Genomic DNA, 25,775 nt, shown 5'->3' with positions numbered 1-25,775 from the left:
GATGCAAATTGTTTTCCTTTCACTCCATGAGCTAATTTTCATAGAGTTTGTCTTTGCAAATTACTGATTATTCTATAAAAATTGTTAGATTTAATAATAAAACCTTCACAAAACTATCATGCAAAAAAACTACTTATCGCTTATCGTTTTGGCTCTTTTGATGTTCAGCAATCTTGTTACTTTCGGAAAGCCCCAAAACAGAGTTATTCCCCCAAAAAGTATTCGTCATACATTAGATAAAGACGAATTACTCAGAAAAAAAGCTGAGGAATTGGCTCATAAATTCATCATCGTTGATGGTCACGTAGATTTACCTTATCGCCTTCACGGAAAAATGGAAGATGTGTCAGTACAAACGGCTGGCGGTGACTTTGACTATGTACGTGCCAAAAAGGGTGGTTTGTCTGCTCCCTTCATGTCGATTTATGTGCCTGCCGACTTACAGCGTAAGAAAGGTTTCTCCAAAGCTTTGGCAGATTCCTTGATTGATATGGTAGAAACATTGGTAAAACAATATCCTGATAAATTCGCTTTGGCAAAGTCGCCTGCGGATATTCAAGCCAATTTCAAAAAAGGCTTAATTTCACTACCGATGGGCATGGAAAACGGTTCGCCCGTAGAAAGTAATTTAGCCAATTTACAGTACTTCTATGATAGAGGCATTCGCTACATTACGCTTTGTCATGGCGAAGACAATTTTATTTGTGATACTTCTTATGATACCACTAATACTTGGCGAGGACTCAGCCCCATCGGGCGACAAGTAGTGCGTGAAATGAATCGCTTAGGTATTATGCTCGACTGTTCGCATATTTCAGATGATACTTTTGCACAGGTAGTAGCCCTTTCAAAAGCTCCCGTTATTGCTTCTCACTCTTCTTGTAGAGCTTTTACGCCCGGTTTTATCAGAAATGCTCCCGACAATCTGATAAAAGCGATGGCAAAAAAAGGAGGTGTAATTATGATTAATTACTCTTCGATGTTCTTAGATTCAGTTTCAAACAAAACTTATGAAACCAAAAGGACACATTTACGTCAATGGCAAAAAGAGCATAATTTAGTCCCAAAAGATTCTGCTGCCAGAGCTTACGAAGCACTTTACGACAAAGAACATCCCACACCACTGACCAATGTAGAAAGAGTAGCCGACCACATCGACCACGTAAAGAAAATTGCAGGGATTGATTACGTAGGTTTAGGCTCAGATTTCGACGGCGTAGGTCCAACACTGCCCGACGGTTTAAAAGACTGCTCGCAATTACCTAATTTGATTTATGTTTTATTAAAAAGAGGTTATTCAGAAAAAGATATTGAGAAAATCTGTTATAAAAATGTGTTTAGAGTTTGGAATAAAGTGGCGGAGGTAGCGAAACATTTTTAGAGGTTTTAGCGGATACTTTTTGAAAATCATTCTTTTATCAACAGCGTTTTTATTTTTTCAAAGGCTTATCAATTACTCTTCAAAGAAGACTTCTCATAGAGGGAAGTCTTTTTGTTTTACCAACTTTCCATCCATCCACTTTTAAAACCACTCCTCCTTTTACTTGCAGAAACGCTTGTTTTTACAAAAGCTATTGTATTATATTTGCAGTGTACTATTAAACTAATACAGTGATGATAAAAATAAAAGACCTATCGTTTAGCTACGGAAAAAGGAAACAGATATTTAAACATTTAAACCTCAACCTTTCTAATGGTAATGTGTATGGACTATTAGGAAAAAATGGAGCAGGAAAATCTTCTTTGTTGAGAAATATGGCTGGTTTACTTTTCCCAAGTGAAGGCAGTTGTACTGTAAATGGTTACAATGCCCAAGACCGCCTGCCAAGTTTTTTGCAAGAAATGTATTTTCTACCTGAGGAGTTTCATACGCCATCTGTAAAGATTAAGGATTTTGTAAAGACCTACTCGCCGTTTTATCCAAACTTTTCTTTGAAACAGTTTAGGGAATACCTTGAAGAATTTAAAATCTCTGACGATGAGAAGTTTACAGAATTATCGCTTGGACAAAAGAAAAAGGCTTTGATTGGCTTCGGTTTGGCAACGAATACCAAAGTATTAATTATGGACGAACCAACGAATGGTTTGGACATTCCTTCAAAGAGTCAGTTTCGTAAAATCATTGCTTCTGTGGCAACTGATGATAGAATTATTGTTATCTCAACACACCAAGTAAGAGATTTAGAATCGCTAATTGACCCAATTATTATTCTTGATGAATCGGAAGTATTGCTTCATGCGACCACGGAAGAAATTGCAGAGAAGCTTGTTTTCAAAACCCTTTCAGTAGTTACAGACCATGAAAATGTTTTGTATTCAGAACATTCTATCAGAGGTTTTTCGGTAGTAATGCCCAATACCGAACACGAAAACAGTAAAGTTGATTTAGAACTTTTGTTCAACGCAGCTTTAAACAACCGTGAGGCACTGAAAAACTTATTAGCTGCGAGCAATTAGCTGTGAGCAAACAGATTATTGCTCATTGCTGACGGCTCATTGCTCAAAGCAAGCAGTTTAACTACTAACAACTCATCACTACTTAACAATACAATGAACAACATTTTTAACTACGACCGTTTTTCTTTACTTGTCAGAAGGCAATGGACTGAAAACAAATTGATTTTGCTGATGAGCATCGTTATTTATGCGAGTATCACAGCCGTTTTTTACGCAATCAACATGGATATTGAAAATGGAAAGTATATCAATAAGGGTGTACAGGTAGCCATGTTTAACATCGGGCTTTTTGGAGGAGGAACACTTTTCGCTAATTATATTTTCAAAGATTTTAGCAATAATATCCAAACCATGAGTTTTTTGATGACGCCAGCTTCGCATTTTGAAAAACTTTGTACAGGGCTTTTTTATGCACTGATTGCTTTTCCGATTGCCCTTGCTTTTGTTTTCGGCATTGTTGATTTTGCCTTTGTCAATTTCTCAGGAAATCCTGAAAATGAAGTACTTTTTACAACCATTTTGAAAGATTATTTAGACTATAAATTCTTAGTGTATATCTGGATTTCCCTGCAAGTATTTATATTATTGGGTACTATTTACTTCGGAAGAATGTCTTACATAAAAACCTTATTTACAGGATTTATAATCATTGTTGCCTTTGGATTAGTGGAATATTTACTCTTCAAAATCATTATCGGTAGCGACCAACAGCATGACCGTTACATTAATCTGAGTAGTGAAAACAAGAAAGAACTTTCTGCTTCATTTAACTTTCTTTTTGAAGCCTCTAAGTTTTCTTTTTACTATTTGCTATCACCGTTTTTAGCAGTAATTACCTATTTTAAATTAAAAGAAAAGGAGGTTTAAGATGGAATTTAGAGATAATCAAGCAATTTACCTCCAAATAGCAGAGTATATTTGTGAGCGTATCTTACTGAATCAGTGGACAATAGGCGATAAAGTCCCTTCTGTTCGTGAATTGGCGGTTCAGTTAGAAGTAAATCCCAATACCGTGATGAGAACATTCGATTTTTTACAACAAAAAGAAATCATTTTCACTAAAAGAGGCATGGGATATTTTGTTTCAGAAGAAGCAAAAGAGAAAGTATTGGCATTTAGAAAAGAAGAATTTCTTGGGAACGAATTACCCGTATTCTTTAAAAATGTACACTTACTTGGTTTAGATTTCGACATTATTAAAGAAAAATACGAGGCATTTAAAACAGCTAATTTTTAAGCAAATAAACCTTATGAAAACATCAAATAAATTATTAGCAACCTTAGCCTTTATCATCCTTGTTAGCATGACTTCCTTTACTATTTTGCTAAAAACAGAATACAGAAAAGCGGCGGCAAAATCAGATATTTCTAAGCAAATAATCAAATTGAAGGCTTTTGATAACTTAGAAGTATTGTCTGAAAACGGTATTGAAATCAGTATTGAAGAAGGCACAGAATACAGCATTAAGAATGCTCATAATGTAAAAGTTGTAGGCTCAACGTTAAAGATTGATACTTTAACAGAAGTATTTGGAAACATCGTAATTACCATGCCGAAACTTCCAGCAATTAAGCTAAATGGCTATGAAATCGCTTTAAATATCAATGGTAAAACCAACAAATTTGCCAATAATACTTTACAGGTAAACTGCAATGCCACAGGTCTTTTAAAGCTTAACAATTGTGATTTAGCTTCTGCCAATATCAAAACAGAGAACGTTGCTATCATAAACAGTTGGTGGGATGATTCGGAACGCTATTTTAACTTTCGTCTAAAGGATTCAAAAATTGCTCATTCCGACATTACTTTAAATGGAAAGTCAAGCTTATTATTGAAAAACACTTTACTTTTATCGCCTACTTTTAGTCTAAGTGATTCGGCAAGTATAAGTATTGAAGGCAATGCTATGAATCCTTTTGTGAAGAAATAGACATCCATTCTGCCAGCAAAGCCCAACAATGTGCTTCGCAAGTCCAATTGATATGAAAGAGTTTTGAAGAAGCCATTTTATACAAAACAGGATTTTCGTAGGCTGTCAGAAAACCCGCAATAAAGAAATAAAAATCAGCAAATATCTCCTTTGAAAAATCAGTAATATTGGTTTTTTCAAAGGAGATATTTAATCTTGAAAGACTGGTTTCTATTAGTATTCTATCCATCAAAGCCAAGTCAGGCTTCTTTAAATAGTTCAACATATCTGTTACTAATTTCTCTCTGCAAATCTCCAACGCTGGAATCGAAAATCTACTCATCAGTCTGGCTACATGGTACATAATCAAAGGCGTGCGAGCGTATTGATGAGCTACTTTAAAAGGCTTATCTAAGTACTGATTTGAAAGAATAGTTTGCTGAATGTACTTCACAGAATCTTGTCCGCATTCGTCCAATTCCAAATTGTATGACAGCAAACAATAAAGCATATTCGACAAAGCACAAGTATCAAATTCGATATACATATTTTTGCCAAACCAAGTAGAATAAGCCTTTAAGCTTTTGTACTCCTGAAAAGTATTTTGAATAGTCTTTTGATAAGTGTTTGAATGAACTATTAGCTTGTTTTTCAGCCAAATAGCTTCTTCTTGACTATGCTTTTTCGTCAGAAAAACCATAGAAGTGTCATCAATGTCATCAGGAATTTTGAAGTGATTTAGTTTATGTAAAACATTGCCATGAGGAAAATGTTGCGAAGGCTTAGTTTGAAAGAAATTATAAGTATTCAAGCCATCTTTATTCTGAAAAAGCGGATAAGTAGCGATAGCTTTTTCAGTGATTTTTTCAATAAGTATTTGTGAAGAAATAGAGAGTTTTTCTTTAATGGAATTTAAAGTAAAAACAGTAATTGCCGTAAAAAAAACATTCGTATCGGGACGACGATAATGCAAAAGTGTATTTTCCCGATAAGATTCAAAAAGCCCTTCGGGAAAATACTTTCTGTCAGCAGATTCTTGTAAATCTACAATTTTAAAGATTATATCATCAATTGTTAAAACCTCACCCCCAACCCCCTCTCCTGTTGAGAGGGGGCTTTTTGATACCAGTGTATGTTTATTTTGTCTCAACGAACTACGACTTCTACTGTTTGATAATCAATGATTACATTTTTTCTCCCCTTCTCTGACGGAGAAGGGGCTGGGGGATGAAGTTTTAAAGATACTTCACCATCGCATTTTCATCCACAAAAAGCTCTTCGCTCATCCGTATCGCATTTTTTTCAAAACTAAATACTTCAAAACCTTCTGAAAGATACAGGTTTTTAGCCCGATAATTATCCGCAATCAGGGTTAAAATAATTTGTTTCAGTCCAACCCCTTGTTTAGCTCTTTCGATAGCCGCTTGAAGTAATTTTCTACCCAAGCCCAAACCTTTGGCTTCTGGAGCAACGTACATTCTGAAAATCAAACCTTTGTGTCGGAGTTTCAAAACACTTTCTCGTTTAAAGCCAACCGTTCCTAATAAATCACCATTTTCGGCAAAAGCACCCAAAGTAAAACTTTCAAAAGTATCTTCTGTCGGAAAAGTTTCACCTGCAATATCCACAGGTGAAACCCTAAAAAACTGCGACTCTTCCGTTATTGCTTTATGCAATAATTGGTAATAAGATTTGATGTCGGCTTCTTGCTTAATTACTCTTATTTCCATTTTATTTATATCGGATAAGCCATTTTTATATCTGTTCTTTCGTACAAAGTCTCTTCAATCGGTACTTCTACAAAACCAATGCTTTTATAAATGGAAATAGCAGGTTTCAAAGCCGTATTGGACAACAAGTATAACGATTTTGCCTTGCGAGCTTTGGCTTCTTCGATGGTTTTTACACACAATTTTTTACCCAAACCCAAGCCTTGAGCTTTAGGCGTAACACCCATTTTAGCCAACTCGTACACACCATTACCATCGTGAATTAAGGCAGAAGTACCTACAATTTCATCACCTAATTTTGCCAAAAAGATTTGTCCGCCATTGGCGATAATTTCTTCGGGAGCTTCCAATTGTTCTAAATCGTGTGGTTCGATTTTGAAATAAGTTTCAATCCATTCTACATTAATTCTTTTAAAGTCATCTTTGTATAAGGGTTGATATTCAATGATTTGCAAATTGTTTTCCATGATATTTTATGAAATTGGATGAATGTTTTTTTCAAAAAAGTGCGTGTCAACCGCCATAAAAGGAAAAACCGAAGGAATATTCTGCTTTTCGATTGCCTCAAAACCATTTCGGATATAAAAGCGAATAGCTGCTTGAAGGCGTTCTAAAGTACCTAAGTACAAATTGGTCATGCCTGCTTTTTGGGCTTCGTTGGTCAGAATATCCAAGAGTTTTTGGGCAATGCCAAATTCTTTACCACGAAATTCTTTTTTGACAAACATCTTCCGAATAGCTCCCACATTTTCGCCACAATCAATCAAAGCGATACTTCCTACTACTTGGTTTTCGTGCAAAGCAAGCCAAAAGTCACCATGATTTTGCTGATAAAAATTGGGAATATCTAACAAATCTTGTTGTTCATTAATGGTAATCGGTACTTGAAATTCTTTTTGTTGTATCGTCAAAATCAAATCAACCACTTGGTCGGTATATTGATTTTCAAAGGATTGTATATGAATCATTTTCTAACATCTTAATTAAACAAAAATTTCACCTTTTAAATACGGAGCAACTTTGCCCGCAATTTTTACTCTGTCGCCTACCAAAGTACAAGTTAGCTCGCCACCTCTGGCTGAAATTTGCTTTGCCGACAAAGTACTTTTGCCCAGTTTCGCTGCCCAAAATGGCGTTAAAGTGGTATGAGCCGAACCCGTCACAGGGTCTTCATCAATGCCCGACTGTGGCCCGAAAAATCTTGATACAAAATCTACTTCATCACCTTTGGCTGTAACGATTACGCCACGGCAGGGTACTTTGGCAATCGTTTTAAAATCTGGCTTGATTGCCTTGATTTGACTTTCGTTTTCAAAAACCAAGAAGTAATCAGAAATTCCTTTCAGCGTTTCGATGGGTTTTATGCCAAAGCCTTCAAAGTACTCTTGAGGTGTTTCAGCTGGCATTGGAACATCCACGGGGAAATCTAATTCCAATAAATCACCTTGCTTTTCTACCCTCAGAATACCACTTTTTGAAGTAAATTCAATGAGCGATTTGGGGTAATTGGCGTATTCAAAAATGGTATAAGCCGTTGCCAGCGTAGCGTGTCCGCAAAGATTTACTTCCACCGTGGGCGTAAACCATCGTATATGAAACTGTTCACCTTCGGCGACATAAAATGCCGTTTCGGCGAGATTATTCTCAGCAGCAATTTTTTGCATTAATTCATCCGAAATCCATTCCGAAAGTGGTACAACTGCGGCAGGATTTCCAGCAAATACAGTACTTGTAAATGCGTCTAATTGATAGATTGTTAGGGTCATATTTAGCTATCAGCCTTCAGCCATGAGCTTTCAGCTTTTTTAAAGGGTTTTTAGCTATCAGCAGTGAGCTATTAGCTTTTTGAAATAAGAATCAATACACAAGATTTTAGAAGTATCAAAGCTCAAAGCTGGTTGCTCATAGCTCACAGCTTCATCCTAATTTGTGAAACTCCTTAAAGCGTTCCAAGTAACTTTTTGCTGCCCAAGCGTCTTCAATTTCTTTCACAGCAATCAGTAAATTATGCTCCTGATTTTCGATAATTTCAGCATTCATTAACTTTATTTCCTCCCAGATTTTCTGGAGTGTCGGCAATAAATCTTTTCCTTTTTTGGATAATTTTAGATTGCGTTTTCTGGCATCTTCATCCGATTTTTTAGAAACAATCAAGCCTTTTTTTTCTAATTCTTTCGACATCTGAATCACAGCAGGATGCGTAACATTCAAACCCTCAGCGATTTCCATAATGCCAGCTTCACTTTTTTGAGAAAGAAAATAAAAAATAGGAAACCATTTTGGTTGAAAATCTACCCCATAAAAGCGATAAACATCTTCGCCTCCACGCATGATGGTTTCACTAAGTCGTTTAAGCCTACTACCAAAAGCCAAAGGGCCTAATTCTGATATTAAATCCATTATATGTAATCAATTACGTAAGTGATTACGCAAATTTTAAATCTTTTTTTGAATTAAACAAAAAAATCTTCTCCTTTTTGTAAAAGAGAAGATTTTTAAGGTAGTACGAGTTTCCAACTCGTAAATTAACTATTTTGCTCCACGAGTTGGAAACTCGTGCTACAGCTGGATTTTTTATTGCCAAACATTCAAAACTTCAGCCAATTTATCTAAATCTTTTTTTGTATGCAAGGCACTACTTCCATGTTATGTGTGCCACAGACCAAGGTTTTAAAGCTAAATCCAACCGCCAGAATCCACATCTCTACGCCCAAATCTACTCAACTATCTTTTAGTTTTTGATATTTCTTTTCAATTTATTACCCTTAACAGTAAGTTTGAATTAGAAGTAAACCAACCACGGAACAATCACAAAAGGCTTATTACTAAATCTTTATAATTTATTAGCTTCTTGATTAATAAAGTCAACAAATTGTTGTTCAGTCGGTAACTCAACTAAGTATTTTGTTACAAAAAGGTTTTTATCCATTCCAGCCAAAGCATATTCTACTAATTTTTTCCCTTTTTGTGTACAGAGTAAAATACCAATCGTAGGATTGTCATCTTGACGCTTTATTTCGTTGTTGTAATATGCCACATAAGTATTGAGTTGAGAGGCAAATTCAGGTTTAAAAACATCTGCTTTCAGTTCTACTAAGACATGACACTTGAGGATTCTGTGATAAAAAACTAAGTCGATAAAATAATACTCATCATCTATCAGAATACGTTTTTGCCGAGCCTCATAACAAAATCCATGTCCTAATTCAAGCATAAATTCTTGTAAATTTTCCACAAGAGCGGCTTCAATATCATTCTCAAGAATAGCTTCATGGCTTTTTAGTCCAAGAAATTCAAAAACAAATGGCGACTTTATCAAGTCGTAATTGTCTGTTTTTTCAGCTTTTTCAAGCGTAAGTTGTCTGAGTTTTTCAGGGTTCAAACTCATACCACTTCTTTCAAAATATAAAGTTGCAATTTGTCGTTTCAACTCACTGACACTCCACGTTCCTTTAATGGCTTCAATTTCATAAAATGCACGTTTGATGGGATTGTCAATTGGAAATAATTGCACTAAATGTGTATAAGAAAGTTTTGAAATCAAATTTTCAGGGGAAACCCATGGATATACTGTCGAACTTTCATCAAGAGTTACGATTTCCGAAATTTTCAATTCGCCAATCACCGATTGGCGAATTGAAGAAAGGAATATATTTGAGTGATTTAAGTTTTCAGCAATAAATTTTCCTAATTGAGGATACGTAAAGTAAAACTGACGAAATACTTTTAAATTCCCTTCTGATAGACTTTTATGTTTTAGTCTTGATGCCAAGGAACTTAGCAATTTTAGACCATACTTGGCTCTATCGTCCCCTTTTTGTTCATATTCTACGATATAAAAGCCAATCAGCCAATTCCGAATAGTCAGATGTGTATTTATCGCTTTTACAGCACTTTGTTGTAGTGTTGTGTGAGTTTCGAGGATTGTGTTCGTTAATAAGTCGAAGTTCATAATAGTAGAAGGATTTTAAAATTAAGCCCAAATATTCAAAACTTCAGCCAATTTATCTAAATCTTTTTTTGTATGCAAGGCACTAATTACCAGACGGGTAACGGGTAAATCGGTGGCGGTGGGGTAGGGGAAGCAGGCTGTCATGATGCCGTGCTTTTTGAGGTGTTCGTGAAGACCTACTTGATGCGTACAATAAGCAGGATAATTGTCGATACAGTCTAATGCTGAATTTGGAATCTGTTGATTGAAGTATTGAATATTATTCAAGAGTTTTGTTCTTTGTTCTTGAAAAATATCGGTTGAATTGACAAAAGCTTCCAACAAAGCTGGCATCATGGGCGATGCTCCTGAGAACATCGGAAAGTGTCTGAGCTTTTCGATAAAATCTTTTTCTGCAAAAATTACACCACCCGTCATACCCATTGCTTTGTTGAGCGAAGAAGTAATAATTAAGTGAATATTTGAAGCCGTAATTGTGGGCAATTCAATCCCAAAACTATGCGAAGCGTCGATAATAACGGTAATGTTTTTATGAGCAGGAAGCGTATTAATCCATTCAAAATCAAAGTATTCTACATAAGGAGAACCCACAGAATCGGCACAAATGACAATTTTGTCAGCTAAAGTATTTTGTACTTTTTCAGCAATTGATAAAGTCCATTCCTGATAACTTTCGGAAGAAAACGGAATCGTTCCATTCCACAAAGCAGGATGCGTTTTTGGAGCAAAAAAGAAAGTAGCACCTTCGTATTTTAAGAAATTTACGACCAATTGCCCCGCCCACATTCCTGACGAAACGCTTAGTGCGGCTGGCATTTGTGCCATTTCTGCCAAAGCTTTTTCTGCTTTTTCGTAAATACTTAATTGAACTGTATTATTTCTTGAACTTCCCCAAGAAGTACCGTAGTCGGCAATGGCTTTGATGAAGTTTTCCTTAAAAACAGGATGATGTGGAATGCCCAAATACGAAGTGCCACTAAACCAAAGATAAGTTTGTTCGTCGCTAACTAAAGTATTACTTGGGAGTTGATGAGTAAGGTATTTCATGGTTGATTTTTAGCTGTGAGCTATGAGCTATCAGCTTTGAGCTATGAGTCGTGAGCTTTGAGCTTTTTTTAATTATTATTTAGACCAAAATACATAAAGCTCATCACTCACTGCTTGAAATTCACAGCTAAAGTCAATGAGCTTTTTTTAAATTATTATTCAAAAGTAAAGAAATAAAACTCACTGCTTACAGCTTGAAATTCACAGCTAAAGTCAATGAGCTTTTTTGAAATTATTATTCAAAAGTAAAGAAATAAAACTCACTGCTCACAGCTCATTGCTCGAAGCTCATCGCTCACAGCTAAAAACTAATGAAACTTCAATTCATGTTTCAGTCCCGAATATTTTCTTAAATCTAATGCTAAAGCTCCAATTTTTAAAGACACTTCTGCTCTAACAGGAATTTTGTTTTCATCGTCTGTTACCCACATTTTTACAGATTCTTCGTCTTCAAAGAAATTGTTTTTGGGCAATTGTGGCGTAATTCTAAAAGTATTGATTTTCCCAAATTTAGTACTTATCGTTTCTTTGCCACGGTATTTCAAACGCATATTATATACTTCGCCTTCAAAAAAGAAAGTTACAGGTACAGATTCGCCAATGTTCATTTTTGAAAAATCAATCGTTCTGATAAAGTAATAGCCACTTACTACATCTTGGATATACTTTGGCAAAGTATAGTTTTTCTTTTCTTGGTCATCGTCCAGTTCATACAGTTTTGCTGTATTGTTGTTGTGATTGAAAATGATTCTTTGCTCTTTTCTATAATTTCCCTCTTGTTTTTTCATATAAAACTGCTGAGGTAAAATTTGCGAAGCATCAATATAAGAAGTCCAAGTATCACGCACACGGCTAATCCAATCGGTTACGCCTACGGTTCTGCCTACGATGCCTACTTTATAGCAAGGGCGACCGTTGGCATTTTGTAGTTTATCGTCCACATCCACAATGGCTTCGGCGGCATTCACAAAACCGTAATGTACACGATATTCGATATGTTCGCCAGTGGTAAAACTGTTTTGTTCAACGATTCTTTCTTGTACGCTTGATTTAAAACTCATCGCTGAAACCACGAGTATTGTCAGCAAAAATATTTTTTTCATAAGAGGTTTACTGGTTATACTTTTTTTGCATGAATTTCAAAAATTGTTCGAAATTCCCTTTGAATTGTTTTTGGAAGATACTTTCAAACTCGTTTTGCTTTGAATTGTAAGTTTTGAAACCTACAAAAGATGCGTTATTGGGCAAATCTTTTCGGTCGATTTTTGTTTTAGGCAAGTGTGATAAATTTTTGTAAAGGCTGTCTTTACTGAGTTCGATTTCCTCAATTAACGCATACTTCAATGAATCCTTGCGTGTCTCCGAAAGTTTTTTGCCCACGAAGCTTTTATACAAACTGTCTAATTTGAGTGTACCTCTATTCAAATGTTTTATATACTTATCCCTAAAAATTTTGCCTTCTTTAAGGCGATTAATTTGTGACGAATTTGGGCCATATTTATAAGCCAAAAATCTTTTTGCTCCGTATTCTCCAATAAAATTTGCCAAATTCTCGCTGGTTTCATGGTCGTTTTTTACATAAATTGTTCCATGCGTCATTTCATGAATAATCAGGTTTGCCAATTTCCCGTCTGAATAATACAGCATATTCGATAAAATCGGTTCTGGCAACCAACCCAGCGTAGAGTAGGCAATGCCTTCGCCCATGTCGGTATCGTAGCCTTTATCTATCCAAATTTTTTGTTCTTGATAAGCTGCCGTAGAATCGAAAAAACCTTTGTAGGTAAAACTTCCCGTAAAATAACTGACAATTGGGAAATCGAACATGACGGCTTCCATTTCATAGCGTTTTGCTACCGTCAATAAGTGTACCAATGGTTTTCCGTTTTGGTCATAAAGTGTTTGATAAACGTCTGGATTATCCTGTAAACCCAAAGAATCAATCGCAAAGCGACGTACTTCACCGATAAACAAAATACGTTTTTTTAAAGAATCAGGGACGTTTTTATCTTTCAAAACTTCTTGAAGCGGACGAGTATTGAAAGCCACATCCAAGCCGCCTTTGGCTTGTTGGTAAAGGTATTCAACCCAATATCTTTGCCAGAAAAGGAAAGAAAGTAAAGCAAAGAAGAGTAATAAGCCAATTTTATATTTTAGAGGAATAGAGCGAAACATCTTTTTTGGGTTTTGAATCAGAAAAACAAGAAACGCAAATTATTGAAAATATTTTAGAAACATGAGAATACTTTGACAGATTTGTGCTTTTGCTCTATACAAAATTGATTGGCTTGCAATAAATACCTCAAAACAGCTAATCATTTCGTAACTTGCACAAAATTTAGGGAAACCGATAAAGATACAATCAACAATGAAACAAATCATTTTCACTGAAAAAGCACCCGCAGCCATCGGGCCATATTCTCAGGCTGTACTTTCTAACGGAACTTTGTACATTTCAGGGCAAATTGCCTTTGCTTTGGCAGAATCTGGAGCAAGTATTCAAGAGGAGACTCGTCAGGTAATGGAGAATTTGAAAGCCATTTTAGAAGCCGCTAACATGACTTTTGAGAACGTAGTAAAAGCGTCAATTTTTGTAAAAGACATGAACAATTTCGCAGCTATCAACGCTGTTTATGGCGAATATTTTTCAGAGAATCCTCCTGCACGTGAAACGGTAGAAGTGGCACGTTTGCCAAAAGATGTGAATGTAGAGATTTCTTGTATTGCAGTAATTTAATTTTCAAAAAATGTCAAATCAAGTAAGAGTACGTTTTGCACCAAGTCCAACGGGAGCTTTGCACATTGGCGGTGTCAGAACAGCATTATATAATTATTTATTAGCCAAAAAGTTGGGCGGTAAAATGTTGCTTCGTATTGAAGATACCGACCAAACTCGTTTTGTAGAAGGTGCAGAAGATTACATTATCGAAGCCCTTTCGTGGATTGGTATTACAATTGATGAAGGCGTAGGCGTTGGTGGTCCACACGCACCTTACCGCCAGTCCGAACGCAAGGCGATGTATATGGATTATGCAATGCAACTCATCAATTCAGGAAAAGCTTATTACGCATTCGATTCAAGCGAAGAATTGGACGCTATGCGTCAGGCTTTTGAAAGTCAGGGTTCAGCTTTTCAATACAATGCCGCTACTCGTGGTCGTTTGAAAAACTCTTTGACGATTTCGGAAGAAGAAACCCAAGCAAAAATTGCCGCAGGCGAACCTTTCGTCATTCGTTTGAAAGTACCTGCTAAAGAAGATGTACGTTTCAAAGATATTATCCGTGACTGGGTTCATGTACATTCGTCAACGATGGACGATAAAGTATTGATGAAGTCAGACGGAATGCCAACTTATCACTTAGCCAACGTAGTGGACGACCATTTGATGGAAATCACACACGTAATTCGTGGCGAAGAATGGTTGCCTTCAGCACCTTTACACGTATTATTGTATCGTGCATTCGGTTGGGAGGATACTATGCCACAGTTTGCCCATTTACCTTTATTATTGAAACCAGAAGGAAATGGTAAACTTTCAAAACGTGATGCAGATTTGGGTGGTTTCCCAGTTTTCCCTTTAGAGTGGAAAAATGCAGACGGTTCGGTAGCGAAAGGTTTCAGAGAAGAAGGATATTTGAACGATGCGATGGTGAATTTCTTGGCCTTTTTAGGCTGGAATCCCGGTACTGAGCAAGAATTATTCTCGATGGACGAATTGGTAGAAGCCTTTACTTTAGAGAGAATCAACAAAGCAGGAGCGAAGTTCGATATTAATAAAGCGAAATGGTTCAATCAGCAATATTTGAAATTACGTTCTGATGAAACTTTGGCAACAGAATATTTGCCGAACTTTGAATTAGATAAAGCCCTAAAAATCGTACATTTATTCAAAGAAAGAGTAACTTTCCCACAAGAAATTACGAAAGAAGCCGAAGCACTTTTTGTAGCACCCACTACTTACGACGAAGCGGTAGTCGCTTCAAAATGGAATGACGATGCCAAAAAAGGAATCACTGCATTCAAAGATGCTTTACCAGCCTTAGATAATTTTGTAGCCGACGAAATCAAACACGTTTTGAACGATGAGTTACAAAAATTAGGCATCAAAATGGGAAAAGTAATGCAAGCTTTGCGTGTAGCAACCACAGGCGTAGGAGCAGGCCCAGATTTGATGCTGTCGATGGAAATTATCGGAAAAGAAGCTGTAATTACTCGTTTGGAAAAGGCTTTGGAGGTTTTGTAGATAGAGAAACCTCATCCCCCAGTCCCTTCTCCTCCAGAGAAGGGGAGTAGTTTTAAGTGTTGATAGTCAATAGGTTGTGGTTTTATTTTCTGTATATAAATTGATAAATTATAAAGAGTAAATGTCAAACTCTTACCAACTGCTCCCCTTCTCTGGAGGAGAAGGGGTTGGGGGATGAGGTTAAAAATTCATACAATGGCAAAGAAAAAAGAAACTCCTAAAAAAGAACTTCCAAAAGTTCATAGCGAACTGGATGGATTTGATATTTCAATAAACTCTTTCGGAGAAATCAATAGAAGTATTGATATTGAAAAAATCAACGAGTTTTTGAATAAACACATGGACGATAAAAAGTTGAGAGGTAGAGAAGAATCTTAGCCTCCAATCAATCTAAAGATGAATATAGATAAAGATTTATTACAGAAAATTGCTCATTTGGCTCGTTTAGAAATGCCAGAATCGGCTGAAAAAGAAATCAAAGAATCCTTAGAATCAGTACTCAACTGGATGTCTGAATTGGATGAAATTGATACTTCTAATGTGAAGCCTCTTACGCACATGAGTTTAGAAATCAACGCTTTGCGTGAAGATAAAGTGATTCCAAACATCAGCCGTGAACAAGGTTTGAAAAACGCTCCAAAGCAAGACGGAGAATATTTCAGAGTTCCGAAAGTGATGGAATGAGGGAGTTTAGAATTGTGAGCGGTCCGCCGCTGCGGTGAGGAGTTTGAAATTTGTCCGTCAATGCTTAATTTAATACTCCTCAAATAATACAAAAGCCCAAGTGTTTAGCTTGGGCTTTTGTATTTTAACCAATATAATAAAGTAAGGATTCTTTCATTTCGCTGGCTGAAACCGATACATCATAAATACAATTTCCGATACCTTCTAATAAAGAAAATCTAATTTCTTTGCCTTTATTCTTTTTATCTTGGGCTGTTAAAGCGATAATTTCCTCAATTTCTGTCTCTTTTATAGTCGCTTTTCCATAGACTGCAAAGATAAATTCTTCAATTCTTTCTAATGATTTTTGGTCAAGTATTCCTCTTTTGAAAGAAATATAAGCTTCGCAAATCATCCCTGCTGCAATAGCCTCACCATGAAGTAAGTGTAATTTTGGCTTGCCCAAATAAAACGTTTCAATCGCATGACCCAATGTGTGACCGAAGTTCAAAATTTTTCTTAAACCTTTTTCTGTTGGGTCGATGGCTACAACTTCTTCTTTAATAGCCACAGAATGAGCAATCAAATCTGCAAAATTCTGTTCTTCAAAATCTATTTTTCTAATTGTTTCCCATTTTGCAGCATCTCTAATTAAGCAATGCTTCACAATTTCGGCGAAACCTGAACGCAATTCATTGAAAGGTAATGTTTTCAAAAACACAGGGTCGATAAGTACTGCATTTGGGATTTTGAAAACGCCAATATGATTTTTAAATCCGTTAAAATCAATGCCCAATTTTCCGCCAACACTGGCATCTACTTGCGAAAGTAAAGTCGTTGGAATCTGAATAAAATCAATGCCACGCTTGTAAGTAGCAGCACAAAATCCGCCCATATCGCCAATTACGCCACCGCCAATATTAATTACCAAACTGTGTCTGTCTAAAGATTGGTTCGTTAAGCCCGCCCAGATTGCCTCACAAGTACTCAAATTTTTGTTGGCTTCACCCGACTTTATTTTTGTTACTTGATGTTTGGGCAACAAAGGTTTTACGATTGGGTAGCAATGGCGTTGTGTTTTTTCATCGACAATGACGTGAATTTTGGTGTATTGATTTTCAGCCAGAAATGCTGGCAGACTTTCAGCAATATTGGAAATAATAACAGACATTTTGAGATTGATTAACGTTTTAAAATCCACCGAAAACCTCAATTCGGGTTTTCAATGGTTTGTAAAATTAATCAATTATTTGCCATCAAGCTTTAAAAAGTACAAGTTCTACCATTTATATCACGTATTTGATGAGTTTTTTATAAGGTTTCAATAATTCATGCGTAGGGTTTAGCTCAGTAATCAAATAGTCAATTTGGTCTAAAGTACAGATTCTGAGGCTCAGTTCTGAATTTAATTTTTCAGAAATCGTAGCCGCCAATACTTGTCTGGAGGATTTTATCATTGCCTTTTTTACTTGAACAACTTCGTAATCAGAATCACTGATACCATCTTGATTGAGTCCATTAATACCCAGCACACATAAATCCGCTTTGATTTCGTCGATTTTACTAACTACTGCACCACCAATGCTGATTTTAGAAATATTAGAGACTTTTCCTCCTAAAAAAATTACTTCAAGGTTGGGGTGTTCGGACAATTCCAAAGCAATCAATGGGCTTACCGTAATAAAAGTAACGTGCAGGTGTTCGGGAATATGTTTGGCAATAGCACGTATAGTAGTACCGCCAGTAGTAAAAATCGTCATGCCATCTTTAATGAGTTTAATCATTTTGGTAGCAATTAGTTTTTTCTCGTCATACGAGTAAGTATCCGCCTGAGTAGCGGCAATGTTGTAAGATTTGGAAATTGCCCCACCGTGAACCTTCACAATTTTTTGTTCTTTGGCTAATTCATTAAGGTCACGGCGGATGGTATCTTCCGAAACGTTTAGAATTAAACTAAGGTCGGAAGATAGAATTTTATTATGAATGTTAATCTGATGGATAATTTGTAACTGCCGTTCTTTTTTGAGTAAAATTTTATTGTCGGACATAATAATGCGTTTTTTTGCGTTTTTAAAATATTGATTAAATGCAAATAATGTCAATATTTTAGGTGTTTTCTAAGTTTTTATTAATAAATATAGCTTTTTTGCATTAAAAAATTAAATATCGTTAGGTTGTTTTTAAATAATTGCGTTATTTAGCATCATTATTAATAACAAATAATCAGAGTTTGCACGAAATAGCGTTTTTGTTAATAATCTTTCTTGAAATACATTATCGAGAAAAGCCAAAATCTTAAAATTGTCATCATCATAATCAAACTAAATATATGCCAAGTAATGGGACGAGCGAAAGCTCGTCCTTTATTTTTTTATGAGGTTTCGAGTTTACGAAATAGACATGAACGAAGTGTAATAAACGTAGAAAATTAGTTGTGAATTGAGCAAAAATACTTGTAGCATTTTAAGTGAAAAGACTTATTTCGTGAAAATGAAATCTTTCTGACCGTTCAATAAATTTATCTTTTTTTTGTTTGATTTAGACCGTATCTTAGTTTTAAAGTTCACAAAAACAGATGTTTATGTAGAACGAAATTGCTTTCTCTAAATAAACTCATCATGAAAAATCTCTACTTATTTTTCTGTATTATTTGCTTGATGCTTTCGGGCATCGCAAATTCTTCTGCCAACACTTTTGACTTTAGCTCGCTCAAGTTGAATGACAGACCGCATGTATTATTATCGAAAGTGGCAGTACCAACGCCCAAGATTACAGCAAGTAGTACAACAATCTGTAAAGGCTCGAAAGTAACTTTAACTGCCACAGCTTGTACCAATGGAGTATTGAAATGGACGGATGGTTTAGAGGGAAACAGTATTACAGTTTCGCCGGTGGCTACAAAATCGTATAGAGTACTCTGCAAACTTAATTCAGCTCCTGCTGGGTCACCAACCATGAGTGACTCAAGTACGGCAGTAAAAATCACGGTAAATCCAATACCTGTTGCTCCGAAAATCACATCCAATACATATTGTAATAATCCTGTTTCCGTTTTGGGCGATATTTCCTTTGGGGGTGATAATACAGACTACTTGAGCAGTACTTGTATTGCAAAAGATGGAGCATTAATAATGATTGGTTATTCGGCATCGAGTAATACTGGCGATAAATCTCAAGCCTCAAAAGGAGGTTCAGATTATTGGGTCGTAAAAGTAAATGCCACAGGAACAAAAGTTTGGGACAAAACCTTTGGAGGTACTGGCGATGATGTACCTTTAAGTATTATCGCTACTTCTGATGGTGGTTTTTTAATCAGTGGCTATTCAAATTCGCCTAAAAGCGGTGATAAATCCGAAGCATCAAAAGGAGGCTATGACTATTGGTTAGTAAAAATAGATGCGAATGGTACGAAAGTTTGGGATAAGTCTTTTGGTGGAAGTGGCTCAGATTTTTCTACTGGAATGATAGCTACTTCGGATAATAATTTTTTGCTTATCGGTCATTCAGATTCTGAAATTGGTGGAAATAAATCAGTCGGTACAAAAGGTAGTCTTGATTATTGGATTGTAAAAATTAAACCAGATGGTACAAAAATTTGGGATAAAGCCTATGGTGGTCCTGGAGTAGATAATTTGGTGAGTATCGTCTCAACAAAAGAAGGTGGTTTTTTGTTGGCAGGACATTCAAGTTCACTTGCAGGTGGCGATAAGACAGAATCAAGCAAAGGGAATTATGATTATTGGATTTTGAAAATAGATGCCAATGGTACAAAAATTTGGGATAAATCGTATGGAGCTTCAAGCCAAGAAGAACTTTCTACTATTGCACCAACATTTGATGGAGGTTATATTTTAGGAGGAATTTCTAATTCAAAAGCAGGGGGAGATAAAATAGGAACATTATTAGGCGGTTTTGATTATTGGATTGTAAAAGTGAATGCAGATGGCACAAAACTTTGGGATAAAGTATTTGGAGGAAGTGATACGGAATACTTTGCAAAAGTGCTTCCCACTGCCGACGGAGGTTGTTTGTTAGGTGGAACGAGTTATTCAAAAATTAGTGGAAATAAATCCGAAACATCTGTCAATGGTGATTTTTGGTTAGTAAAACTAACAGCTGATGGTAGTAAAGCTTGGGATAAAGTGGTTGGTGGAAATAGTGCAGATGTATTGAAAGATATGTTTTTGAGTGAAAATGGAAGAGTCGTTCTAAATGGTTATTCTTTTTCAGATGCAGGTAGTAGTAAACGTCAACCTTCAAAGGGTTCGAGTGACTATTGGACAGTCTATACACAGGTTTGTGATAATTCTTACAAGCCTTACACGAATCTTGTGGCTACTGGTTGTACTGGAGTAGTTACTTGGAGTAATAATGCAACGGGAAGCACTATTACCGTTAGCCCAAGTGTGGCGACTAATTTTACAGCTACTTGTAGCGTAAATGGTTGCGTAAGTGTAGCGAGTAACTCAATTACAGTAAATCCGCCCAAGCCAGCCACACCATCAATTGCTGCAAGTAGTACTTCTGTTTGTGCAGGCAGTCCAGTTGTATTAAGTTCATCCAACTCATTGAATGGCACAATTACTTGGACAGGAGGCACGAAGGGAAGCAGCATTACAATTTATCCGACCGCTACCAAAGTTTATAAATCTGTCTGCAACGTAAATGGGATTAATAGTGATTCAAGTAATTCAATTACGATAACTGTTCTTCCTAAACCTACTCAACCCAAAATTACTGTCACTAACAGTTCGATATGTATCGGAAGTAGCACAACCTTAACAGCCAGTGCTTGCACAGGTGGAGTGACTACTTGGACGGGTGGGTTAACGGGTAGTTCAATTACCGTTTTTCCAACCAAAACTACTATTTATAAAGCCTTGTGTACAGTAAACACTTGTAGAAGTGATTCAAGTGTGGCAACAACTATTACAGTAATTGCTAAACCTAGCCAACCCAAAATCACAGCGAGTAATAGTACAATATGTGCAGGAAGTAGCACAACTTTAACCTCAACAGCTTGTACAGGTGGAGTATTAACTTGGACAGGTGGAGTAACAGGAAGTTCTATTACTGTTTCTCCAACAACTCCTCAATCTTATAGAGTGCTTTGTACCCAAGGAACTTGTAAAAGCGATTCCAGTGTAGCCACGACAATTACAGTAATTGCCAAACCTAGCCAACCCAAAATCACAGCGAGTAATAGTACAATATGTGCAGGAAGTAGCGTGACCTTAACTTCAACTGCTTGCACAGGTGGAACATTAACATGGACAGGCGGAGCAACAGGCAGTTCAATAACCGTTTCGCCAAGTGTTACTAAATCTTATAAAGTACTTTGTACTCAAGGAACTTGTAAAAGTGATTCAAGCGTAGCCACGACAATTACAGTAATTGCCAAACCTAGCCAACCCAAAATCACAGCGAGTAATAGTACAATATGTGCAGGAAGTAGCGTGACCTTAACTTCAACTGCTTGCACAGGTGGAACATTAACTTGGACAGGCGGAGCAACAGGTAGCTCTATTACTGTTTCACCAACTGCTACCAAATCTTATAAAGTACTTTGTACGCAAGGAACTTGTAAAAGTGATTCAAGTGTAGCCACGACGATTACTGTTATTGCTAAACCTACCCATCCCAAAATTACAGCGAGTAACAATACAATATGTTCAGGGAGTAGCGTAACCTTAACTTCAACCGCTTGCACAGGCGGGACATTGACTTGGACAGGTGGTTTAACAGGTACTTCCATTACTGTTTCGCCGAACACTACAAAAGCTTATAGAGTACTTTGTACACAATCTGGCTGCAAAAGTGACTCAAGTACGGCAGTAAAAATTACGGTAAATCCAATACCTGTTGCTCCGAAAATCACATCCAATACATATTGTAATAATCCTGTTTCCGTTTTGGGCGATATTTCCTTTGGCGGCGATAATACAGACTACTTGAGCAGTACTTGTATTGCAAAAGATGGAGCATTAATAATGATTGGTTATTCGTCATCGAGTAATACTGGCGATAAATCTCAAGCCTCAAAAGGAGGTTCAGATTATTGGGTTGTAAAAGTAAATGCCACAGGAACAAAAGTTTGGGACAAAACCTTTGGAGGTACTGGCGATGATGTACCTTTAAGTATTATCGCTACTTCTGATGGTGGTTTTTTAATCAGTGGCTATTCAAATTCATCTAAAAGCGGTGATAAATCCGAAGCCTCAAAAGGAGGTTATGACTATTGGTTAGTAAAAATAGATGCTAATGGTACGAAAGTTTGGGATAAGTCTTTTGGTGGAAGTGGTTCAGATTATGCTAACTCTATTATTGCTACTTCGGATAATAATTTTTTAATTACTGGGCATTCAGATTCTGAAATTGGTGGAAATAAATCAGTCGGTACAAAAGGTAGTCTTGATTATTGGATTGTAAAAATTAAACCTGACGGTACAAAAATTTGGGATAAAGCCTATGGTGGTCCTGGAGTAGATAATTTGGTGAGTATCGTCTCAACAAAAGAAGGAGGTTTTTTGTTGGCAGGACATTCAAATTCGCTTGCTGGTGGAGATAAAACAGAGTCAACCAAAGGTAGTTCAGATTATTGGTTAGTGAAAATTGATGCCAATGGTACAAAAATTTGGGATAAATCGTATGGAGCTTCAAGCCAAGAAGAACTTTCTACTATTGCAGCAACATTTGATGGAGGTTTTATTTTAGGAGGAATTTCTAATTCAAGTATAGGAGGGGATAAAACAGAACCCTTGATGGGAGGTTTCGATTACTGGATAGTAAAAATAAATGCAGATGGCACAAAACTTTGGGATAAAGTATTTGGCGGAAGCGATACGGAATATTTTGCAAAGGTACTTCCCACAGCAGATGGAGGTTGTTTGTTGGGTGGCACAAGTTATTCTCCGATAAGTGGTAATAAATTTGAAGCTTCTGTCAATGGAGATTATTGGTTGGTTAAACTAAGTGCTAATGGAAGCAGAGCTTGGGATAAAGTGGTTGGTGGGAATAGTGCGGATGTACTCAAAGACATGTTTTTGAGCGATGATGCAAAGGTTATACTGAATGGTTATTCTTTTTCAGATGCTGGTAGTAGTAAACGTCAACCTTCACAGGGTTCGAGTGATTATTGGACAGTCTTTACTCAGGTTTGTGATAATTCTTACAAGCCTTACACCAATCTTGTGGCTACTGGTTGTACTGGAGTAGTTACTTGGAGTAATAATGCAACGGGAAGCACTATTACCGTTAGCCCGAGTGTGGCGACTAATTTTACAGCTACTTGTAGCGTAAATGGTTGCGTAAGTGTAGCGAGTAACTCAATTACAGTAAATCCGCCCAAGCCAGCCACACCATCAATTGCTGCGAGTAGTACTTCTGTTTGCGAAGGCAGTCCAGTTGTATTAAGTTCATCCAACTCATTGAATGGCACAATTACTTGGACAGGAGGCACGAAGGGAAGCAGCATTACAATTTATCCGACCGCTACCAAAGTTTATAAATCTGTCTGCAACGTAAATGGGATTAATAGTGATTCAAGTAATTCAATTACGATAACTGTTCTTCCTAAACCTACTCAACCCAAAATTACTGTCACTAACAGTTCGATATGTATCGGAAGTAGCACAACCTTAACAGCCAGTGCTTGCATAGGTGGAGTAACTACTTGGACGGGAGGTTTAACGGGCAATTCAATTACGGTATCACCAAGTGCTACCAAATCTTATAAAGTATTGTGTACCGTGAATAGCTGTAAAAGTGATTCGAGTGTGGCAAGTACTATTACCGTAACCACTAAACCTCAAGCTCCTGTAATAAGCTCTAAAATAAATTATATAAGTAATACTGCTAATGCACAATGGAACAAAACATTTGGAGGAGTAGGAGAGGAAAATATTACTTCTATTATTGCATGTACCGATGGGGGAGCTTTATTAGGAGGATATTCAATGTCAAATGTTAGTCTTGACAAATCTGAAAGTTCAAAAGGAGTATATGATTATTGGATTATAAGAATTGATGCTGATGGTAAAAAATTATGGGATAAAACTTTAGGGGGAGCAAACTACGATTATTTAACAAGCATCGTAACAAATGCTGATGGCGGATTTTTATTAGGAGGTTATTCTCTTTCTAATAAAAGTGGAGATAAATCCGAAAACTCAAAAGGTGACAAGGATTATTGGGTTGTTAAGATTGATAAAAATGGGCAGAAAATTTGGGATAAAACCTATGGAGGACTTTTCGCTGATGTACTTACCTCCATTACCTCAACATCAGATGGAGGTTTTTTGCTTGGAGGACATTCTTTATCTTATGTAGGGGGGGATAAAACAGAAACAAACAAAGGCAATCATGATTATTGGCTTGTAAAAATAGATGCTAATGGTAATAAACTTTGGGATAAAACTTTTGGTGGTGCTTCCAATGATTATTTTTATGGAATGACTACTACTTCTGATGGTGGCTTTTTATTAGGCGGTTACTCTACGTCTAATAAGAGTGGAGATAAATCAGAGAACATAAAGGGATGGCATGATTACTGGATTGTGAAAATAGATGCAAAAGGGAACAAAGTTTGGGACAAAACAATCGGAGGAGACGGAGGAGATGCTCTTTCTTCTTTAATAAATACCTCAGATGATGGATTTTTATTAACAGGTTCCTCTTCTTCTAACCAAAGCGGAGATAAATCTGCGAATGCGAAGGGTAATGCAGATTATTGGATAGTAAAAATAGATGCTTCTGGAAATAAACTTTGGGATAAAACTTTTGGAGGAAATAGTCTTGATCAACTAAATGCTGTATTTAAGACTTCAGATGGTGGTTTTTTATTAGGAGGTTATTCACAGTCATCTATTAATGGAGATAAAACAGAAAATACCAAGGGGAATTATGATTATTGGGTTGTAAGGATTGATGCTTCTGGAAATAAATTATGGGATAAAACCTTCGGAGGGAATGATAATGACCAATTTAGTGCAATGACGCTTATGAAAGATGGTAGTTTCTTATTAGGGGGAAATTCAAATTCAAAAGCAAGTTATGATAAATCAGAAAATGCGAAAGGTGGCTTTGACTATTGGTTAATAAAGATTAAAGAGAATCAAATTAAATCCACAACTTCACTCACCGCCACAGGCTGCACAGGAACAGTAAATTGGAGTAATGGAGCAACTACAAATAGTATCACGGTGAGTCCAACGGTGGCAACAACTTATACGGCTACTTGTACTGTTAATACTTGTAAGAGTGCTGTCAGTAATGCTATTACAGTAAGTCCAGATGTAGTTCCAAATGGAAGAGTAGGGTCAGATATAGCCATCGAATCAGAACCATCTTTCAATTTCAAAGTTTTCCCAAATCCTGCTAAAGATGAATTAATGATTCAGACAGATTTAGAAGGGGAGGCTACTTTCCATTTATATAATAGCATTGGTCAAAGTGTACTTGAAAAGACTTTTGAAAAACAGACAAAAATTGATTTGAAAAACCTTAGTAAAGGCTCTCATTATTACTTTATACAGCATCAAGAAATTAGAAGTACAGGAAAGGTTTTATTGGAATAAAATTGTTTTCTTTCTTTTAAAAATAGCATGGCTCTTGAGTTATGCTATTTTTTTTGCCAGTTAATAAAAGACATTTTAAAAACACTTACCGTATAATAAGTTTTTTTAGAGAAAGGATTTATTGTCAATATTTTTACTGCTAACAATCTGAATGTTAGAATATAATATTCAGATTCAAAAGAATCCAATAGTAAAAT

General features: G+C 36.3%; 22 protein-coding genes. 10 read left to right on the top strand and 12 right to left on the bottom strand.

Going from position 1 to position 25,775, the window contains the following annotated elements; all coding sequences use genetic code 11:
• Window positions 1–118: 118 nt before the first annotated feature.
• The 5 genes from VB248_RS10600 (at window position 119) to VB248_RS10580 (ending at window position 4,388) form a co-directional block, all read left to right on the top strand.
• On the top strand, window positions 119–1,381 hold the full coding sequence (locus VB248_RS10600) for a dipeptidase (protein WP_323296742.1): 1,263 nt from the start codon (window positions 119–121) through the stop codon (window positions 1,379–1,381).
• A 233-nt stretch (window positions 1,382–1,614) separates the two neighbouring features.
• On the top strand, window positions 1,615–2,457 hold the full coding sequence (locus tag VB248_RS10595; protein ID WP_323296741.1) for an ABC transporter ATP-binding protein: 843 nt from the start codon (window positions 1,615–1,617) through the stop codon (window positions 2,455–2,457).
• 93 nt (window positions 2,458–2,550) lie between these two features.
• Window positions 2,551–3,324: a hypothetical protein gene (locus VB248_RS10590; RefSeq protein WP_323296740.1), complete on the top strand. Its 774-nt coding sequence runs from the start codon at window positions 2,551–2,553 to the stop codon at window positions 3,322–3,324.
• Window position 3,325: 1 nt separating this feature from the next.
• Window positions 3,326–3,694 (top strand): GntR family transcriptional regulator, encoded by a 369-nt coding sequence (locus tag VB248_RS10585; RefSeq protein WP_323296739.1) that lies wholly within the window; start codon window positions 3,326–3,328, stop codon window positions 3,692–3,694.
• Between the two features lie 13 nt (window positions 3,695–3,707).
• Entirely contained in the window at window positions 3,708–4,388 is a 681-nt protein-coding gene (locus VB248_RS10580; protein WP_323296738.1) for a hypothetical protein, read from the top strand.
• Here the strand turns inward: VB248_RS10580 and VB248_RS10575 are convergent.
• From VB248_RS10575 to VB248_RS10530, 10 genes are all read right to left on the bottom strand, one after another.
• Window positions 4,363–5,517, bottom strand: coding sequence for a hypothetical protein (locus VB248_RS10575; protein ID WP_323296737.1), 1,155 nt, complete (start codon window positions 5,515–5,517; stop codon window positions 4,363–4,365). The genes VB248_RS10580 and VB248_RS10575 overlap by 26 nt on opposite strands.
• Window positions 5,518–5,602: 85 nt before the next feature.
• On the bottom strand, window positions 5,603–6,097 hold the full coding sequence (locus VB248_RS10570; protein WP_323296736.1) for a GNAT family N-acetyltransferase: 495 nt from the start codon (window positions 6,095–6,097) through the stop codon (window positions 5,603–5,605).
• A gap of 5 nt (window positions 6,098–6,102) precedes the next feature.
• Window positions 6,103–6,564 (bottom strand): GNAT family N-acetyltransferase, encoded by a 462-nt coding sequence (locus VB248_RS10565; protein WP_323296735.1) that lies wholly within the window; start codon window positions 6,562–6,564, stop codon window positions 6,103–6,105.
• Window positions 6,565–6,570: 6 nt separating this feature from the next.
• Window positions 6,571–7,065: a GNAT family N-acetyltransferase gene (locus VB248_RS10560; RefSeq protein ID WP_323296734.1), complete on the bottom strand. Its 495-nt coding sequence runs from the start codon at window positions 7,063–7,065 to the stop codon at window positions 6,571–6,573.
• 15 nt (window positions 7,066–7,080) lie between these two features.
• Entirely contained in the window at window positions 7,081–7,863 is a 783-nt protein-coding gene (locus tag VB248_RS10555; protein ID WP_323296733.1) for a PhzF family phenazine biosynthesis protein, read from the bottom strand.
• A 151-nt stretch (window positions 7,864–8,014) separates the two neighbouring features.
• On the bottom strand, window positions 8,015–8,497 hold the full coding sequence (locus tag VB248_RS10550; protein ID WP_323296732.1) for a MarR family winged helix-turn-helix transcriptional regulator: 483 nt from the start codon (window positions 8,495–8,497) through the stop codon (window positions 8,015–8,017).
• Between the two features lie 433 nt (window positions 8,498–8,930).
• A complete protein-coding gene (locus tag VB248_RS10545) occupies window positions 8,931–10,049 on the bottom strand; it encodes a PDDEXK nuclease domain-containing protein (RefSeq protein WP_323296731.1) in 1,119 nt (372 codons plus the stop codon).
• Window positions 10,050–10,070: 21 nt separating this feature from the next.
• Entirely contained in the window at window positions 10,071–11,096 is a 1,026-nt protein-coding gene (locus VB248_RS10540) for an aminotransferase class I/II-fold pyridoxal phosphate-dependent enzyme (RefSeq protein WP_323296730.1), read from the bottom strand.
• 308 nt (window positions 11,097–11,404) lie between these two features.
• Window positions 11,405–12,199 carry a DUF3108 domain-containing protein gene (locus VB248_RS10535; protein ID WP_323296729.1) on the bottom strand — a complete coding sequence of 265 codons (795 nt, stop codon included), beginning with the start codon at window positions 12,197–12,199 and terminating at the stop codon, window positions 11,405–11,407.
• A 7-nt stretch (window positions 12,200–12,206) separates the two neighbouring features.
• The gene (locus tag VB248_RS10530) at window positions 12,207–13,271 is read right to left on the bottom strand and encodes an aminopeptidase (RefSeq protein WP_323296728.1); all 1,065 of its coding nucleotides are present in this window, start codon (window positions 13,269–13,271) and stop codon (window positions 12,207–12,209) included.
• A 193-nt stretch (window positions 13,272–13,464) separates the two neighbouring features.
• On the opposite strand from VB248_RS10530, the gene VB248_RS10525 reads away from it, so the two are divergent.
• The 4 genes from VB248_RS10525 to gatC all read left to right on the top strand — a co-directional run bounded on the left by VB248_RS10525 (window position 13,465) and on the right by gatC (window position 16,024).
• Window positions 13,465–13,833 (top strand): Rid family detoxifying hydrolase, encoded by a 369-nt coding sequence (locus tag VB248_RS10525; protein WP_323296727.1) that lies wholly within the window; start codon window positions 13,465–13,467, stop codon window positions 13,831–13,833.
• A 10-nt stretch (window positions 13,834–13,843) separates the two neighbouring features.
• A complete protein-coding gene (gltX, locus tag VB248_RS10520) occupies window positions 13,844–15,340 on the top strand; it encodes a glutamate--tRNA ligase (protein ID WP_323296726.1) in 1,497 nt (498 codons plus the stop codon).
• 195 nt (window positions 15,341–15,535) lie between these two features.
• Entirely contained in the window at window positions 15,536–15,718 is a 183-nt protein-coding gene (locus VB248_RS10515; RefSeq protein WP_323296725.1) for a hypothetical protein, read from the top strand.
• Window positions 15,719–15,736: 18 nt separating this feature from the next.
• A complete protein-coding gene (gene gatC, locus VB248_RS10510) occupies window positions 15,737–16,024 on the top strand; it encodes an Asp-tRNA(Asn)/Glu-tRNA(Gln) amidotransferase subunit GatC (protein WP_323296724.1) in 288 nt (95 codons plus the stop codon).
• A 124-nt stretch (window positions 16,025–16,148) separates the two neighbouring features.
• On the opposite strand, the gene aroB is transcribed toward gatC, so the two are convergent.
• Together aroB and VB248_RS10500 are read right to left on the bottom strand one after the other, a co-directional pair.
• The gene (gene aroB, locus VB248_RS10505) at window positions 16,149–17,174 is read right to left on the bottom strand and encodes a 3-dehydroquinate synthase (RefSeq protein ID WP_323296723.1); all 1,026 of its coding nucleotides are present in this window, start codon (window positions 17,172–17,174) and stop codon (window positions 16,149–16,151) included.
• 115 nt (window positions 17,175–17,289) lie between these two features.
• Entirely contained in the window at window positions 17,290–18,051 is a 762-nt protein-coding gene (locus VB248_RS10500) for a DeoR/GlpR family DNA-binding transcription regulator (protein WP_323296722.1), read from the bottom strand.
• Between the two features lie 570 nt (window positions 18,052–18,621).
• On the opposite strand from VB248_RS10500, the gene VB248_RS10495 reads away from it, so the two are divergent.
• Window positions 18,622–25,578, top strand: a complete 6,957-nt coding sequence (locus VB248_RS10495) for an Ig-like domain-containing protein (RefSeq protein WP_323296721.1) — start codon at window positions 18,622–18,624, stop codon at window positions 25,576–25,578.
• Window positions 25,579–25,775 lie beyond the last annotated feature (197 nt).

The organism is Arcicella rigui, assembly GCF_034929435.1.
Taxonomy (GTDB): Bacteria; Bacteroidota; Bacteroidia; order Cytophagales; family Spirosomataceae; genus Arcicella; species Arcicella rigui.
Note: the sequence above shows the minus strand (reverse complement) of the source record. Positions and strands in the feature narration are given on the sequence as shown.